The following is a 14,076-nucleotide window of genomic DNA, read 5'->3' as shown; positions in this document are numbered from 1 at the left end:
GCCGCCGGCACACCCCCGGCGCCGGCCGCTCGCCTACGCCGGGCGGGCCGTCGACACCGCTGATGTGTCGCCTATGGGCAGCCGCATCACCGTCAGCGGTTTACCCGCATCGGTCACCCAATCCCGTTCCGGCACATGGACGAAGCCCAGCCGCTCGTACATGCGGCGGGCATCGGCCATGAGAGGCATGGTCGTCAGGACCACGGCAGCGAAGCCATCGGCCCGGGCCGTGTCGATCACGGTATGCACGAGGGCCGCACCGACTCCGGCGCCGCGGGCGCGCTTGCCGACGGCGAGCATCCGGAATTCGAGTTCGCCCGTGCGGGCTATGTCGGAGAAGGGAGTCCGCGGACGCGCGATGGTGACCGAGCCGAGCACCTCACCGTCGCGCGCGGCGACCAGGACATCCGCCGACCTCGCCCGGGTGGCGGTGTCGGACAGTCGGGCAACGTACGGGCTCTCCGGATCCACATGCCCCTCGCCGACATAGATCTCGACGGTCAGCGCACCGATCGCGGCGTACTCCGCCTCGCGCGCCGGGCGAATCTCGAAATTCCTGCTCACGACTCCACCTCGCTAGCGCTCGGCTCCGCCGTGCGCACAGCGCGCTGGCACATCGGTTCACTCCGCTCCGCTCCGGTCACACCCTCACCTCACCGATACTCGACCCCGCCATGCATACCACCGTCGCGCGCGGCGCTACTCCTCACCCTCCCCGGCCTCGGCCGGCGTGAGGGCCTCGGGTCCCTCCTCGAGCAGTCGGCGGAACCCGTCCTCGTCCAGGATCGGCACGCCCAGCTCCTCGGCCTTGGCCGCCTTGGTACCGGGCGCATCGCCGATGACGACGAAGGCGGTTTTCTTGGAGACCGATCCGGCCGCCTTGCCGCCGCGCACCAGGATCGCCTCCTTGGCCTCGTCGCGCGAAAAGCCCTGCAGCGAACCGGTGACCACGATGGACATGCCCTCGAGATTGCGCTCGATGGAGGCGTCGCGCTCGTCCCGCATGCGCACGCCCGCCGCGCGCCACTTCTCGACGATGGTGCGATGCCAATCGACGGTGAACCATTCGAGCAACGCGGCCGCGATGGTCGGGCCGACGCCGTCGACATCGGCCAGCTCCTGGTCCGAGGCGGCCTCGATGCGGTCCATGCTGCCGAATTCCGAGGCCAGCGCCCGGGCCGCGGTGGGCCCGACGTGCCGGATGGACAGCGCCACCAGCACCCGCCACAACGGGCGATCCTTCGCCGCGTCGAGATTCTGCAGCAGGCGGCGGCCGTTGGCGGACAGGCTGCCGTCCTTGTTGACGAAAAGCGTTGTGCCGAGCAGCTTTTCCTCGGACAGATCGAACAGATCACCCTCGTCGGTGAGCACGCCGGATTTGAGCAGGTCGATCGCGGCCTCGTAACCGAGCGCCTCGATGTCGAACGCGCCGCGCCCGGCCATGTGGAACACCCGCTCGCGCAGCTGCGCGGGGCAGTACCGCTGATTCGGGCAGCGGATGTCGGCGTCCCCCTCCTTGGCCGGGGCGAGTTCGGTGCCGCATTCGGGACAGCGCGTGGGCATCACGAAGGCACGCTCGGTGCCGTCGCGCGCGTCCACCACCGGCCCCAGCACCTCGGGAATGACATCGCCGGCCTTGCGGATGGTCACCGTGTCGCCGATCAGCACGCCCTTGCGCACCACCTCTGCGGCGTTGTGCAGGGTGGCCATGGCAACGGTCGAGCCCGCGATGCTGACCGGCTCCATCACCGCGAACGGGGTGACCCTGCCGGTACGCCCGACGTTGACCTGGATGTCCAGCAGCCTGGTGGTCGCCTCCTCCGGCGGGTACTTGTACGCGATGGCCCAGCGCGGGGCGCGGGAGGTGGCGCCGAGCCGGCGCTGCAGGGAGATCTCGTCGACCTTGACGACCTGGCCGTCGATCTCATGCTCGATGTCGTGGCGGTGCTCGCCCCAGTAGGCGACCCGGGCCAGCACCGCATCGGCGCCCTGCACCCGCACCGTGTGCGCGGAGACCGGCAGCCCCCACGCCGCCAAGGCGCGGTACGCCTCGTACTGCGAGGCCGGGCTGAAACCCTCCATCCGGCCGAAGCCGTGGCAGATCATCCGCAGCCGCCGCTGCGCGGTGACCGCCGGATCCTTCTGCCGCAGCGATCCGGCGGCCGTGTTGCGCGGATTCGCGTACGGTGCCTTGCCCTCGGCGACCATGGCGACATTCAGGTATTCGAAGTCCTCCAGCCGGAAGTACACCTCGCCGCGCACCTCGAGCAGCTTGGGGACCGGGAATTCGGCGGTGGCTGCGAGTTCGGCGGGGATGTCCTCGATGGTGCGGGCATTGAGCGTGACATCCTCGCCGGTGCGCCCGTCGCCGCGGGTGGCCCCGCGCACCAGGCGGCCGTCCTCGTAGACGAGGTTGAGCGCGACGCCGTCGATCTTCACCTCGCAGACGAAGTGAATGTCCGGGCCGGTCTCGGCCTCGACCCGAGAGATCCAGGCGCGCATCTCCTCCGCGTCGAACACGTTGTCCAGCGACAACATGCGCTCGAGATGATCGACGGCGGTGAAATCGGTCGCGAATCCGCCGCCGACCAGCTGGGTCGGCGAATCGGGAGTGCGCAGATCCGGATGTTCCCGCTCGAGCCCCAGCAACTCCTGGAACAGCGCGTCGAACTCGCCGTCGGAGATGATCGGTGCGTCCCGCACGTAGTACCGGAACTGGTGCTCGCGGACCTCCTCGGCCAGCCGCTGCCACCGTGACCGCACCTCCGCGGTAGCCGCACCGACCGCGCCGCCGGCTGCACCCGGTGTCGTCGATTCCCTCGCCAGCTCACTCACGACTCGAACCATATCGTCCCTCGCCGACATTTCGCCGTGACCTCGGCAGCGCGCACGCGGACCGCCGACGCACACGCCCCGCGACCGGAACACGGACCGCGGAAGCCGGGTTGCACTGCGTATGGAACTCGCCGCAGCACTCGATTTCGCCCGCGCCCACACCCACTCGGTGCTGACCACCCTGCGCAGGAACGGCCGCCCGCAGCTCTCCAACGTCGACTACTGGCTCGCCGAAGACGACCTGTTCCGCATCTCGATCACGGCCGACCGGGCCAAGTATTTCAATCTGCGGCGAGAGCCGTGGGCCGCGCTGCACATCACCCGGCCGGACTTCTGGGCGTACGCGGTGATCGAGGGCGAGGTGGAGCTGACCCCGGTCGCCGACGAGCCCGGCGACGCGACCGTCGCCGAGCTCATCGCCTACTACCGCGGCCTGTCGGGCGAGCACCCGGACTGGGACGACTACCGGCGCGCCATGGTCGCCGACCGCCGGCTGATCGCCCGCATCCGGCCCACCCACGTGTACGGCGTGCTGCCCTGATCCGGAATACGCTCGGCCGCCGCAGCTCTCGGTACCGACATTGAATTCGGGACCGAAAGCCCCTCAGCGGCGGCCGGATATCCCTCAGGGCTCGATGTCGTCGTCGATCCGCTCGCCGAACCGATCGCGATTGTCCTCAGCCGCCGCGAAAACCGAAGCGCCCGTTCGCTTCCCGAATTTCCACTCGTTGAACGCCACATTCAGCACGACCGCGACGATGGCCGTGGCGCTGATCCCGGAGTTCAGCACCACTCCGACCTTGTCCGGAAACGCATCCCAGAACTTCGGCGCCGCAATGGGAATCATGCCGACGCCGATCGCGACGGCCACGATCACCATGTTCAGGTTGTCCTGATAGTTCACGCGGGACAGCGTGCGAATCCCGCTGGCCGCAACCGATCCGAACAACACCAGTCCCGCGCCGCCCAGCACCGGATACGGGATACCCGACACCACCGCCCCGACCACCGGCAGCAGCCCGAGCAGCACCAGAATGAGCCCGCCGGTGGCGACCACGAACCTGCTCTTGATACCGGTCAGCGCCACCAGACCGACGTTCTGCGCGAACGCGCTGCACGGGAACGAGCCGAATACCGGCGCCACCGCGGTGCAGGCCATATCGGCGCGCAGCCCGTCCGCGACCCGCCTGGCATCGACCTCGGTGCCCACGACCTCGCCGATCGCGAGGATGTCGGCCGTGGTCTCGGTCATGATGACCACGATGACGATCGTCATCGCCACGATCGCACCCACATCGAAGCGCGGCGAGCCGAAGTGGAACAGCTGCGGGGGCGCGACCAGGCGCGCGGTGCGCACCGCGGAGAAGTCCGCGTGCCCCGCGGTCGCCGCGACGATCGTGCCCGCGACCAGCCCGATCAGGATCGACAACCGCGAGATCGCGCCCTGGAACAGGCGGCTGATCACCAGGATGATCAGCAGGGTCAGGCCCGCGAAACCGATATTGGCCATAGATCCGTAGCCGGGCTTGCCGGGGTTGTTACCCATCGCCCAACCGAACGCGACCGGCATCAGCGACATGCCGATCACGGTGATGATCGAGCCCGTCACCACCGCCGGGAACAGCCGCACCAGCTGCGCGAAGAACGAGGACAGCAGCAGCCCGATGACCCCCGCGACGATCACCGAGCCGAACACCTCGCGCAGCCCGCCCGTATGCGAGATCGCGACCATCGTCGACACGCTCGCGAAGGACACGCCCTGCACGATCGGCAGCTGGCTGCCGAAGGGCCCGATACCGAGGGTCTGCAGCAGGGTGGCCAGGCCCGCGACGAACAATCCGGCGGTGACCAGCAGCCCCATCTCGGCCGCGGACAGCCCGGCGGCGCCGCCGACGATCAGCGGCGGCGCGATCACCCCGCCGTACATGGTCAGAATGTGCTGCATGCCGTACGCGACGAGCTGCCCGGCCGGATATTTCGCATCCTCGGGCCGCTGCGGGCTCGCCGCGCCCCGATGCCGTGCAAGTTGCCATGCGAAACGCCTCATGGCCCACTTCCTCTCTTGATGCGGAACATATCTTCCGCTGTTCGGAAGTGTTCCACGACACATCCAGGCACATGCCCGAATTTCCCGAGAGATTTCGTATATCTCGCCGATGGACGGTGAGCCCCGGTCAGAGCGCGTCCGACTCCGAGCAGTTCCAGAACTTCCCGAGTTCGGCCTCGCACAGCGCACGCACCCGCGCGATCGCCGCGGATATATCGTCGTGCGTCATCGCCTCGATCTCCCCGTCAACCCCGCTCAACCGGGCTCGGGCGAGCAGCGCCTTCTCGTTCGTCACCCATTCCCCGCGAGCTGCCCAATGCCACCGCGGTGACCGCGGACAGCGAAGACAGTGCGTCGGAGGTCGTTTCGAGGAACGTGCCGTCGTCCACGGCTGCTCCCTCTGAAATAGGTTTGTCGGCAATTCGCGGGACCGATACCATCCCTTGGCAATTGGGGAGGGATCAGAGTACTTCCCGCACATCAGATTTAGGTTGGTTCATGACTTCGTTGGTCAAGCGCATCGGGTTGCCCCTCGCCGTCCTGGCGTGCACCGCCGTCCTCGCGGGATGCAATGGTTCGTCGAAATCCGATGCGTCTTCGAGCAGTTCGGACGGCGCGAACACCCACTCGGCGGTGTACACGTCCGAATGCAAGGCGATGGTCAAGATCTTCTCCGACAAGAGCCTGCCCGCCTCGGCGCGCGATCCCGAGACCGTGGTCAACGGCTTCAAGAACGGCCCGGAGTGGAAGGTGCTGACCAGCCAGCAGCAGACCGATGCCGTGGCGGGCATCCGCAAGGCCGGCACCGGCTCCTGCGACTGACCCCGTCCCGCCGGCGGGGGTCCCGGCTCCCCACACCTGGCAGTATCGAGCCATGACACTGCGCACCGCATTCACCGACGCCCTGTCGATCCGGCACCCGATCGCCTCGGCCCCGATGGGGGGCGAGGCCGGTGGCGCGCTCGCCGCGGCGGTGTCCGAGGGAGGCGGGCTCGGACTGGTCGGCGGCGGCCACGGCGATCTCGGCTGGCTCGAGCCGGAGCTGCGTCTGGCCGCCGCCGGCACCGAAAGGCCATGGGGTGTCGGATTTCTCACGTGGGGGGTGCGGGAGGCGGCGATCGCGCGGGCCCTGGAATTCCGGCCCGCGGCGGTGCTGCTGTCGTTCGGCGACCCCACGCCGTTCACCGATCGGATCCACGCCTCGGACGCGCTGCTGATCCTGCAGGTGAGCGATGTGGACTCCGCCCGCCGCGCGCTGGATCTCGGCGCCGACATCATCGTCGCCCAGGGTTCCGACGCGGGCGGGCACATGGGCGAGAACGGCACGGGCACACTGTCTTTCGTGCCGACGATCGTCGATCTCGCCGGCCCGGTCCCGGTGCTCGCCGCGGGTGGCATAGCGGACGGCCGGGCGCTGGCAGCGGTCCTGACGCTGGGCGCGGCGGGGGCGATGATCGGCACGCGGTTTCAGGCCACTGCGGAGTCCCTCGTCGACCCGAAGGTCCGCCAGGCACTGGTGAACGCCCACGGCGAGGACACCGAAACCAACCGCACCCTCGATATCGCCCGCGGTTCGGCCTGGCCGCATCGTTATCCGGCCCGCACCCTGCGTAATGCATTCCTGGACACCTGGCGCGGGCGCGACGAGGAGTTGCGCGCCGATCTGGGCACCCAGCGGGAGTTCACCGAGGCCATGGCGCGAGTGGATCTCGACGCCGCGCCGGTGTGGGCCGGTCAGGCCGTCGACCGGGTCACCCGCGTGGACTCGGCCGCCGAGGTCGTCGCCGCCCTGGCCGCCGAGGCGAAGCGCGCGCTGTCCGGCATTCGCATCGACTGAGCACCACAGACCCAGCTCCCTGGCCACTGAACGACGCCGACGCTGCTCGAATCCCAGCTACCCCGCCCGCCGAATGTCCTCGTCAGGAGGCGGCTGACGAACTGGACGGCTTGTGCCGGTCGGGACCTTCGGCCCTCGCTTGGGAGGAGATTCTGCGCCACAGTAGGAAAACTGGCCGCAACCCCCCAATGCCGAGGTGGTCCGATGAACAACTTCGACCGACGGATCCGGTTGTCTGCGATCCAGGTCCACTGGTCCCGCCAACGTGGGGCGTTCGCCGCGACATCCGATCAGTTCCCGGGTGTCACCCATTGCGACGAATGCTCCCTGGCCGCCCTCGATGGGTTCATAGATCGGGTCAGCGGACTGCTGATGCCGGACGCGGTGGGTATCGCCTGAGATGTCCGCGCCCGTCCCGCACGCAGATCGCGGTGCGGATCAGTAGGCGATGAACAGGATCTCGTCGCGCGAGTAGTCGTGCCCGGGGTGATTCTCGGTCAGGTGGGCCTGCGTCTTGGCGACCAGATCGTCCTCGTCGGTGCCGACGATCGATTCCCCGCAGGGGCAGTTCAGTCGTGTCTTCATCGGGTGTCCTTTCGCTCCCGACCGAGTGTATGCGGAAGGACGCATACTCCGCGCGGCGCGCGCCTCAGTTCTGCGCCGGAACGGGCTGCGGCATCGGCTCGCCCGTCTCCAGCAGCGTCTTGAGCCCGGCGATGATGCCCGGCCAGCCCTGCCCGATGGAACGCCGTACCGCGCTCTCGTACGGGAATCCGCCGTGCACGACGGTCAGCTTCACGACCTCGCCCTGCGGCTCGATCTCGAAGCTCACCGTGGACCGGGGCTCGGCGGCGAACGCCGCGAGTTCGGCTGTGCTGAAACCGAATTCCCGGCCGAAGGCGGCGTCGAAGGTGTGCCAGGTGTAGGCCAGCCGCCGGTACGGCTCCGATACCAGCACCTGCTGCGCCGGATCGCTGCCTGTCCAGTCGCGCTGCTGCCAGACCATGGACGAGCCTGCGCGCCAGTCGGTCTCGAAGGTGGCGCCCCAGTAGCGGCGGGTGAATTCGGGCTCGGTGAGCGCGCGCCACAACTGCTCCGGCGTGGTCCTGATGTATGTGGTGTAGACGAATTCGTCGGTCGTGTCGGCACGGGTGGTCATGTGCGTGTCCTCCGATGTCATTGCGACACTCTCCAATACGGATTTCAGGTCGGCCAGGGCCTGCGTCCGGCCACGGTCGTAGCGATTGATCCAGCGATCGGCGATGGCGTTGATGGGCTCGGCGTTGAGGTAGTGCAGCTTCTCCCGGCCGTTGCGGCGTGTGCTCACCAGGTTGGCCGACTCCAGCACCGCGAGATGCTTGCTCACGGCCTGCCTGGTCATCTCGAGGCCGGCGCACAGCTGCCGCAGGGTCTGACCGTTGTGCGCGTTCAGGCTGTCCAGCAGGCGGCGGCGACTGTCGTCGGCCAGCGCCTTGAAGACCGCTGCCCGACAGGCCTCGTCGTCCACACCTGCTCACCACTCTCCATAGGCAACCATTCGGATGCATATTTCACGATAGGCACCCAAATGGTTGCCTGTCAATGGCCGAGGGCATGCTTCCGGCAACACACGCGGACGTCGGGGCCGGCGGTGCGGCGGCCCGGTGTCGGCCCCGTGCAACCCGGACGGCAGGATTACTCGCGTGCTGCGCAGTTTTCAGGTGACGAATCACAGATCGCTGGCCGGACCGCAGGAGCTGCGTCTGACCGGCAGCCGAGCCGGGGCACTCCCCGCGCCGGTCACCGCCGTGCACGGCCCGGCCGCGTCCGGTAAGTCCAGCCTCGTCGATGCCCTCGGCCACATGCGCGACGCGGTGCTGAACTCGGTCACCGGCTGGGACCCGTACGCCGGGCCGGCGCGCACCCCGCACCTCGGATTCGCCGACCGCCCTTCGGAATTCGCCGTCACGTTCGTCGCCGAGGGCATCCCGTACAGCTACGGGTTCCGCCTGGACAACGCCGACATCTGCGCCGAGTGGCTGCACAGCCATCCGCACAATCGCAAGCGGATCGTCTACGAGCGCGAGGGCGAACAGATCCGCGTCGGCCCGATGTTCGAGCCGGTCCGCTACGGCATCGGCGCCCTGGCGCCGCTGGTACGCCCGAATGCGCTGCTGCTGAGCCTGGCGGGGCAGATGTATGCCGAGGCGCTGGTGCCCGCGTACCGCTGGTTCTCCACCCAGCTGGAGGTGGTGCGCGGGCACCAGGACGCGCAGACGACCGCGCACCGCCTGAGCAGCCACATCTCCCGCTCGGCCGACAACGCCGCCCGGCTGCTGACCCTGCTGCGCTCCGCCGAGCTGGGCATCGAGGACATCTTGATCGCCGAGCACGATCCGATGTACGCCGATTATCTGCGCGATCTCGATGTCGAGATCGCGGGCGCGGCAACCGAACTCGATGCCTGCCTGGCCTCACCCGCGCGCGCCGCCGACCTCGAGCGCACGCACGGTCTGTCTCCCGTCGGCCTCGAGCGCGAGCTGAGCAACCTGCGCGCGGCCCGCGATACCCTCTTCACCCGCATGGTGACCCGGCGCGGCGCCGGGCTCAGCCTGGTGCACGAGGGTTCGGCCACGCCCTTCGACATCGCCGACGAATCCACCGCGACCCTGGCCCTGCTGCGGCTGCTGCCCACCGTGCTCGACGCCCTGGACACCGGGCGTGTGCTGGCCGTGGACGATATCGACGCCCACCTGACCGGTGACACGGCGGATCGGCTGATCCAGCTGTTCCAGAATCCGGAGACCAATTCCCGTGGGGCCCAGCTGATCTTCACCACGCGTAACCGCACCCTGGTCGATCGCGGCAACGGGCGCTCGCAGTCCCGGCGCACGACGGTCTGGCAGCTGCGCCGCACAGCACAGGGGACCAGCGAGCTGACCGCGAGCTGAGCGGCCCGAGGGCCGCGCCCGCCACGCGCCACCCACCGCACGCGCGCCTAGCATGGAGTTCATGCTGCTGCAGATCGTGTTCATCGTGGTGATCGCCGGCGCGCTGGTGAGCATGCTGACGATGTACCGGCGCGGGCGCGGCAGATCGTTCTTCGCCGGAGCCCAGGCCGAGTCGGGCACGCTGTACGTCACCGGCGTCAGCCCGCGACCGGCGGCACAGGGCGAGCAGTACGTCACCATCACCGGCACCATTTCGGGTCCGTCGGTCGCCGGGGAGACCGTGTACGGCCGTTATGCCTGGGATGTGAACCGGTGGCCCTCCCCCGGCGAGATGATCCCGGTGACCTACCCACCCGGCAAGCCCCGCAACTGGACCCTCGCCCATCCGGGCGCTCGGCCTTACTTCGGCTCCTGAGGACCAGCTAGGCACCGGTGTCGGTGGGCACGGCGATGCCACCTACGCCTCGAGTCAGTCGAACGTCAGTGATTCCGGTTCGTCGGCGAAGGCGCGTGCCGTTTCGGTGGCCAGCGTCAACGCCCGGCGGGCCCAGGACAGCGGGGCATTCGCGAGTCCGCAGGCCGGGGTGACCAGGACGCGATCGGCCAGGGCGCGGCGCGGGAATCCCAGCCGATCGACCAGACGCACGGCGGGTTCGGCAACCTCGCGCCAGGTGAACGGCCCGGGTGGGGTCTGCGCCGGAATCAGGCCCAGCGCCAGCTGTTTTCCGGCCTCCAGGAGTTCGCCGATGTCGTCGAGATCGGCGGTGCCGATGGTGGCGAGGTCGAAACCGATTGCGGCGGCGGCGCTCCCACGCAGGAAGCCCAGGGCGGGCCGCGAGGCGCAGGTGTGCACCAGGACCGGCCCCGGCACACCGGTGATCACCGCGTCCAGCACGGCCAGCGCCTCGGGCGCGGGAATCGCTCGCACCGTGTCGAGCAGATCGGTCCCCTTCAGGGATCCTTCCAGCACCGCGGTCAGCGACGGCTCATCGAACTGCACAACGACTTTCGCGCCGAGCCTCGACTCGATCTCGGCGGCGTGCCGGGTCATGCCCTCGGCCAGCGATTCCGAAAGGTCGCGCACCGCACCGGAGTCGGTGAGCACGCGATGCCCACCCACCAGCTCCACCTGCGCGGCCAACGTCAGCGGACCCGGGGCCTGCACCTTGAGCGCGCGGCCCGATCCCTCGAATCCCGCACCCTCCCAGGCCTCTTCGAGGGCGTCGAGATCCGTCCGCAACAGGTCGCGGGCGCGCCGAGACACCGCTCCCGGCCGCGCCGCGAGGCGGTAGCCGCGGGTGGTCGTATCGAAGGGCAGATCGACCAGCAGCGCGCTCGCTCGCCCGATCATGTCCGAACCGGCACCCCGCCCTGGCAATTCGACCAGGTGCACCAGATCGCCCAGCTCGCCGACGATGGTCGCGGCGGCCTCCCGCGGATCGGTTCCGGGCCAGGACCCGACGCCGGTCGCGATGCCGCCGCGCAGTACCTCACCATTTACCTCAGTACCCACAGCGCACAATCCCCACTCGCTCGTTGTCGTCCCGGATTCGCAGGCGGATACGCCACCATCCGATGATCATCGCATCACCCGGGGCAGGAGCGATTCTCCGGACAGCCGATTCGACAGCCGCCCCACGGCGGAACGACCATCGTGTTCGCGACGGCGAAGACTTCCGGCTTTCCGGCGACACCGGCGCAGCAGTGCCGCCGACAGGCTCACTCGCCGCTGTTCGAGGCGGACGGGGTCGCGACGACCTCGTCCCGCTCGCTTCCGGTACCGGTGATGGTGCCGCTGCCGATCACCTCGTCGCCGAGCGCGTCCGGCCGGTACAGCACGACGGCCTGGCCACGGGCGACGCCGGTCAACGGCTCCCGCAGGCGCGCCACGAGCCCGCCGTCCACGGCCTCGGCGATCGCGGGGGCGGTGCCCCCGTGCGCGCGCACCTGCACGACGCACTCGAGGGGGCCGGCGGGCGCCGCACCGGAGGTCCAGATCGCCCGATCCGCCCGCACGCTCCACACGTCGAGATCCTCGGCCGCACCGACGCGGACGGTTCCCGAGTCGGGGTCGATCCCGGTGACGTAGCGGGGACGCCCGTCCGCGGCGGGGCCGGGCAGCCCGAGTCCCTTGCGCTGACCGATGGTGAAGCCGTGCACGCCGTCGTGATCGCCGAGCTTGTGCCCGCCCGAATCGACGATCGCGCCCGGCCGGATGCCGATCCTGGCGCCCAGGAACGCACGGGTGTCGCCGGAGGGAATGAAGCAGATGTCGTGTGAGTCGGGTTTGTTCGCGACCGCCAGCCCGCGCTCGGCAGCCTCGGCGCGGATCTGCGGCTTGGGAGTGTCCCCGACGGGGAACATCGCGCGCGAAAGCTGCTGGGCGGTCAGCACCGCGAGCACATAGGACTGATCCTTGTCCACGTCGACCGCGCGGCGCAGCACGCCGTCGTCCAGGCGCGCGTAGTGACCGGTGGCCACCGCGTCGAAGCCCAGTGCCACCGCGCGATCGGCCAGCGCGGAAAACTTGATCTTCTCGTTGCAGCGCAGGCACGGATTCGGCGTCTCACCCGCCGCATAGGACGCGACGAAATCGTCGATCACGTCCTGCTTGAACCGGTCCGCGAAATCCCAGACGTAGAAAGGGATGCCGAGCACATCGGCCGCCCGGCGGGCATCGCCGGCGTCCTCCTTGGAGCAGCAGCCGCGGGAGCCGGTACGCAACGTCCCCGGCGCCTCGGACAGCGCCAGATGCACGCCGACCACCTCGTGCCCCGCATCCACCGCGCGCGCGGCGGCCACGGCCGAATCCACGCCGCCGCTCATTGCCGCAAGCACTCTCATCACATACCTCCCTTCATACTTGCCAATCCTGCCGCCCGAGCCCGCTCCACCACCGGCGGCAGCGCCTCGAGCACTCTGTCGATATCGGCTCGGGTCGTGGTGTGCCCCAGCGAGAATCGCAGCGATCCCCGGGCCTCGCGCGAGTTCGCCCCCATTGCCAGCAGCACGTGGCTGGGTGCGGAAACCCCCGCGTTGCAGGCCGATCCGGTGGAGCACTCGACCCCGGCGGCATCCAGCAGCATCAGCAGCGAATCGCCCTCGCAGCCGGCGAAGGTGAAGTGCGCGATGCCGGGCAGCCGCCCGCGCGCGGGACCGTTGAGCACCGCATCGGGCACCGCGGCCCGCACACCGGCGATCAGTTCGTCACGCAACAGCGTCAATTCCACTGCGCGGTCGGCCATTTCCCGCACCGTCTGGCGCAGCGCGGTCGCCAGCCCGACGGCGCCGGGCACATCCGAGGACCCCGAGCGCAGATCGCGTTCGTGCCCGCCGCCGTGCAGCAGCGGTACACACGGCACCTGGCGGCCCAGCAGCAGCACGCCCGCGCCGTGCGGCCCGCCGAGCTTGTGCGCGGCGAAACTGGCCGCGGCCGCACCGCTCGCACCGAAGTCGATGGGCAGCTGGGCAGCGGCCTGCACCGCGTCGGTATGCAGCGGCACGTCGAATTCCTGTGCCACGGCCGCCAATTCGGTGATCGGCTCGATGGTGCCGACCTCGTTGTTGGCCCACATGACCGAGATCAGGGCGACCTCGTCGGCGTGCCGCTCCAGGGCCGCGCGCAGCGTCTGCGGGGACACCACACCGTCACGGTCGACCTCGAGCAGGCTCACCCGGGCGCCCTCGTGCTGTTCGAGCCATTCGGCGGCGTCGAGCACCGCATGATGCTCGATCGCGCTCACCAGGATCCGGGTGCGCGTGGGACTGGCGTCGCGGCGCGCCCAGTAGATGCCCTTGAGGGCGAGATTGTCGCTCTCGGTCCCGCCCGAGGTGAAGATCACCTCCGAGGGCCGCGCCCCCAGATCGGCGGCGATCGACTCCCGCGCCTCCTCGAGGGTCCGCCGCGCGGCCCGCCCTGACCCGTGCAGCGACGAGGCATTGCCGACCGTGCTCAGCGCAGCGGCCATCGCCTCGATGGCGGCAGGGAACATCGGTGTGGTGGCCGCGTGATCGAGGTAGACCGTCTGGGGCACCGCACCGACCGCACCCGGGAAGACCGACTTCATGACCGTATTAGCCTATCCGACCGTTGACCTGGGCATCCTGGGGGTATCCCTTCCGGTTCTACGATTTTTCTACGATTTACCCACGAGTCGTAACCCGATGACCGTCTTGCGGTATTCCCGCAGACCGCTGTGCAACGCTTCGACCAGGGAGAGTGCGCCTGCCTGCTGGCCGTCCACCAGATGGGTGTAGACGTCAAGAGTGGGACGGGCCAGTCTGCCTCGTCGCGCACGAATCGTTGCGGTGCGTACCGCGAGGCGAGTACGGCACGCCCGGGAAACGCCATCATCGTCTCCAACCGGGACGTCAGTTCCCCGGCGACGACCGACCCCGAACGATCGAGCAGCGCACGGGTACCAATC

Annotated in this window: 15 protein-coding genes; 6 read left to right on the top strand and 9 right to left on the bottom strand. The window is 69.2% G+C overall.

From position 1 onward, the window contains the following. Positions 1–33: 33 nt before the first annotated feature. Both KO481_RS19515 and ligA read right to left on the bottom strand, forming a co-directional pair. Positions 34–564: a GNAT family N-acetyltransferase gene (locus tag KO481_RS19515; protein WP_215918621.1), complete on the bottom strand. Its 531-nt coding sequence runs from the start codon at positions 562–564 to the stop codon at positions 34–36. Between the two features lie 135 nt (positions 565–699). Further along, on the bottom strand, positions 700–2,847 hold the full coding sequence (ligA, locus tag KO481_RS19510; protein ID WP_215918620.1) for an NAD-dependent DNA ligase LigA: 2,148 nt from the start codon (positions 2,845–2,847) through the stop codon (positions 700–702). Between the two features lie 109 nt (positions 2,848–2,956). Between ligA and KO481_RS19505 the strand changes: the two genes are divergently transcribed. Continuing rightward, positions 2,957–3,376, top strand: a complete 420-nt coding sequence (locus tag KO481_RS19505) for a PPOX class F420-dependent oxidoreductase (protein WP_215918619.1) — start codon at positions 2,957–2,959, stop codon at positions 3,374–3,376. Positions 3,377–3,460: 84 nt separating this feature from the next. Here KO481_RS19505 and KO481_RS19500 read toward each other — a convergent pair whose 3' ends face one another. Together KO481_RS19500 and KO481_RS19495 are read right to left on the bottom strand one after the other, a co-directional pair. Beyond that, the gene (locus KO481_RS19500) at positions 3,461–4,882 is read right to left on the bottom strand and encodes a nucleobase:cation symporter-2 family protein (protein ID WP_215918618.1); all 1,422 of its coding nucleotides are present in this window, start codon (positions 4,880–4,882) and stop codon (positions 3,461–3,463) included. A 127-nt stretch (positions 4,883–5,009) separates the two neighbouring features. Then, the gene (locus tag KO481_RS19495; RefSeq protein ID WP_215918617.1) at positions 5,010–5,177 is read right to left on the bottom strand and encodes a hypothetical protein; all 168 of its coding nucleotides are present in this window, start codon (positions 5,175–5,177) and stop codon (positions 5,010–5,012) included. Positions 5,178–5,380: 203 nt separating this feature from the next. Between KO481_RS19495 and KO481_RS19490 the strand changes: the two genes are divergently transcribed. The 3 genes from KO481_RS19490 to KO481_RS19480 all read left to right on the top strand — a co-directional run bounded on the left by KO481_RS19490 (position 5,381) and on the right by KO481_RS19480 (position 7,118). Continuing rightward, the gene (locus KO481_RS19490; protein WP_215918616.1) at positions 5,381–5,704 is read left to right on the top strand and encodes a hypothetical protein; all 324 of its coding nucleotides are present in this window, start codon (positions 5,381–5,383) and stop codon (positions 5,702–5,704) included. Positions 5,705–5,756: 52 nt separating this feature from the next. Beyond that, positions 5,757–6,719 (top strand): NAD(P)H-dependent flavin oxidoreductase, encoded by a 963-nt coding sequence (locus KO481_RS19485; RefSeq protein ID WP_215918615.1) that lies wholly within the window; start codon positions 5,757–5,759, stop codon positions 6,717–6,719. Between the two features lie 204 nt (positions 6,720–6,923). Beyond that, positions 6,924–7,118: a hypothetical protein gene (locus KO481_RS19480; RefSeq protein WP_215918614.1), complete on the top strand. Its 195-nt coding sequence runs from the start codon at positions 6,924–6,926 to the stop codon at positions 7,116–7,118. Between the two features lie 39 nt (positions 7,119–7,157). Here the strand turns inward: KO481_RS19480 and KO481_RS19475 are convergent, their stop codons facing one another. Beyond that, entirely contained in the window at positions 7,158–7,304 is a 147-nt protein-coding gene (locus KO481_RS19475) for a DUF1059 domain-containing protein (RefSeq protein WP_215918613.1), read from the bottom strand. 64 nt (positions 7,305–7,368) lie between these two features. After that, entirely contained in the window at positions 7,369–8,226 is an 858-nt protein-coding gene (locus tag KO481_RS19470; protein WP_215918612.1) for an ArsR/SmtB family transcription factor, read from the bottom strand. A 175-nt stretch (positions 8,227–8,401) separates the two neighbouring features. Between KO481_RS19470 and KO481_RS19465 the strand changes: the two genes are divergently transcribed. Together KO481_RS19465 and KO481_RS19460 are read left to right on the top strand one after the other, a co-directional pair. Further along, on the top strand, positions 8,402–9,649 hold the full coding sequence (locus KO481_RS19465; RefSeq protein WP_215918611.1) for an AAA family ATPase: 1,248 nt from the start codon (positions 8,402–8,404) through the stop codon (positions 9,647–9,649). Between the two features lie 61 nt (positions 9,650–9,710). Further along, on the top strand, positions 9,711–10,064 hold the full coding sequence (locus KO481_RS19460; RefSeq protein ID WP_215918610.1) for a hypothetical protein: 354 nt from the start codon (positions 9,711–9,713) through the stop codon (positions 10,062–10,064). 54 nt (positions 10,065–10,118) lie between these two features. On the opposite strand, the gene KO481_RS19455 is transcribed toward KO481_RS19460, so the two are convergent. From KO481_RS19455 to KO481_RS19445, 3 genes are all read right to left on the bottom strand, one after another. Further along, a complete protein-coding gene (locus KO481_RS19455; protein ID WP_308166688.1) occupies positions 10,119–11,162 on the bottom strand; it encodes a methionine synthase in 1,044 nt (347 codons plus the stop codon). A gap of 206 nt (positions 11,163–11,368) precedes the next feature. Continuing rightward, the gene (gene mnmA / locus KO481_RS19450; RefSeq protein WP_215918609.1) at positions 11,369–12,493 is read right to left on the bottom strand and encodes a tRNA 2-thiouridine(34) synthase MnmA; all 1,125 of its coding nucleotides are present in this window, start codon (positions 12,491–12,493) and stop codon (positions 11,369–11,371) included. Next, entirely contained in the window at positions 12,493–13,716 is a 1,224-nt protein-coding gene (locus tag KO481_RS19445) for a cysteine desulfurase family protein (protein WP_215918608.1), read from the bottom strand. The genes mnmA and KO481_RS19445 overlap by 1 nt, the downstream gene beginning before the upstream one ends. Positions 13,717–14,076: the final 360 nt, after the last annotated feature.

Origin of the sequence: Nocardia albiluteola, assembly GCF_018860155.1 — a bacterium.
GTDB classification, from domain to species: Bacteria; Actinomycetota; Actinomycetes; order Mycobacteriales; family Mycobacteriaceae; genus Nocardia; species Nocardia albiluteola.
Note: the sequence above shows the minus strand (reverse complement) of the source record. Positions and strands in the feature narration are given on the sequence as shown.

Bases quoted from the DNA above. Each gene is read 5' to 3' on its own strand.
- ligA (WP_215918620.1), bottom strand. From the start codon at position 2,847: ATGGTTCGAGTCGTGAGTGAGCTGGCGAGGGAATCGACGACACCGGGT.
- KO481_RS19505 (WP_215918619.1), top strand. From the start codon at position 2,957: ATGGAACTCGCCGCAGCACTCGATTTCGCCCGCGCCCACACCCACTCG.
- KO481_RS19500 (WP_215918618.1), bottom strand. From the start codon at position 4,882: ATGAGGCGTTTCGCATGGCAACTTGCACGGCATCGGGGCGCGGCGAGC.
- KO481_RS19490 (WP_215918616.1), top strand. From the start codon at position 5,381: ATGACTTCGTTGGTCAAGCGCATCGGGTTGCCCCTCGCCGTCCTGGCG.
- KO481_RS19485 (WP_215918615.1), top strand. From the start codon at position 5,757: ATGACACTGCGCACCGCATTCACCGACGCCCTGTCGATCCGGCACCCG.
- KO481_RS19480 (WP_215918614.1), top strand. From the start codon at position 6,924: ATGAACAACTTCGACCGACGGATCCGGTTGTCTGCGATCCAGGTCCAC.
- KO481_RS19475 (WP_215918613.1), bottom strand. From the start codon at position 7,304: ATGAAGACACGACTGAACTGCCCCTGCGGGGAATCGATCGTCGGCACC.
- KO481_RS19460 (WP_215918610.1), top strand. From the start codon at position 9,711: ATGCTGCTGCAGATCGTGTTCATCGTGGTGATCGCCGGCGCGCTGGTG.
- mnmA (WP_215918609.1), bottom strand. From the start codon at position 12,493: ATGAGAGTGCTTGCGGCAATGAGCGGCGGCGTGGATTCGGCCGTGGCC.
- KO481_RS19445 (WP_215918608.1), bottom strand. From the start codon at position 13,716: ATGAAGTCGGTCTTCCCGGGTGCGGTCGGTGCGGTGCCCCAGACGGTC.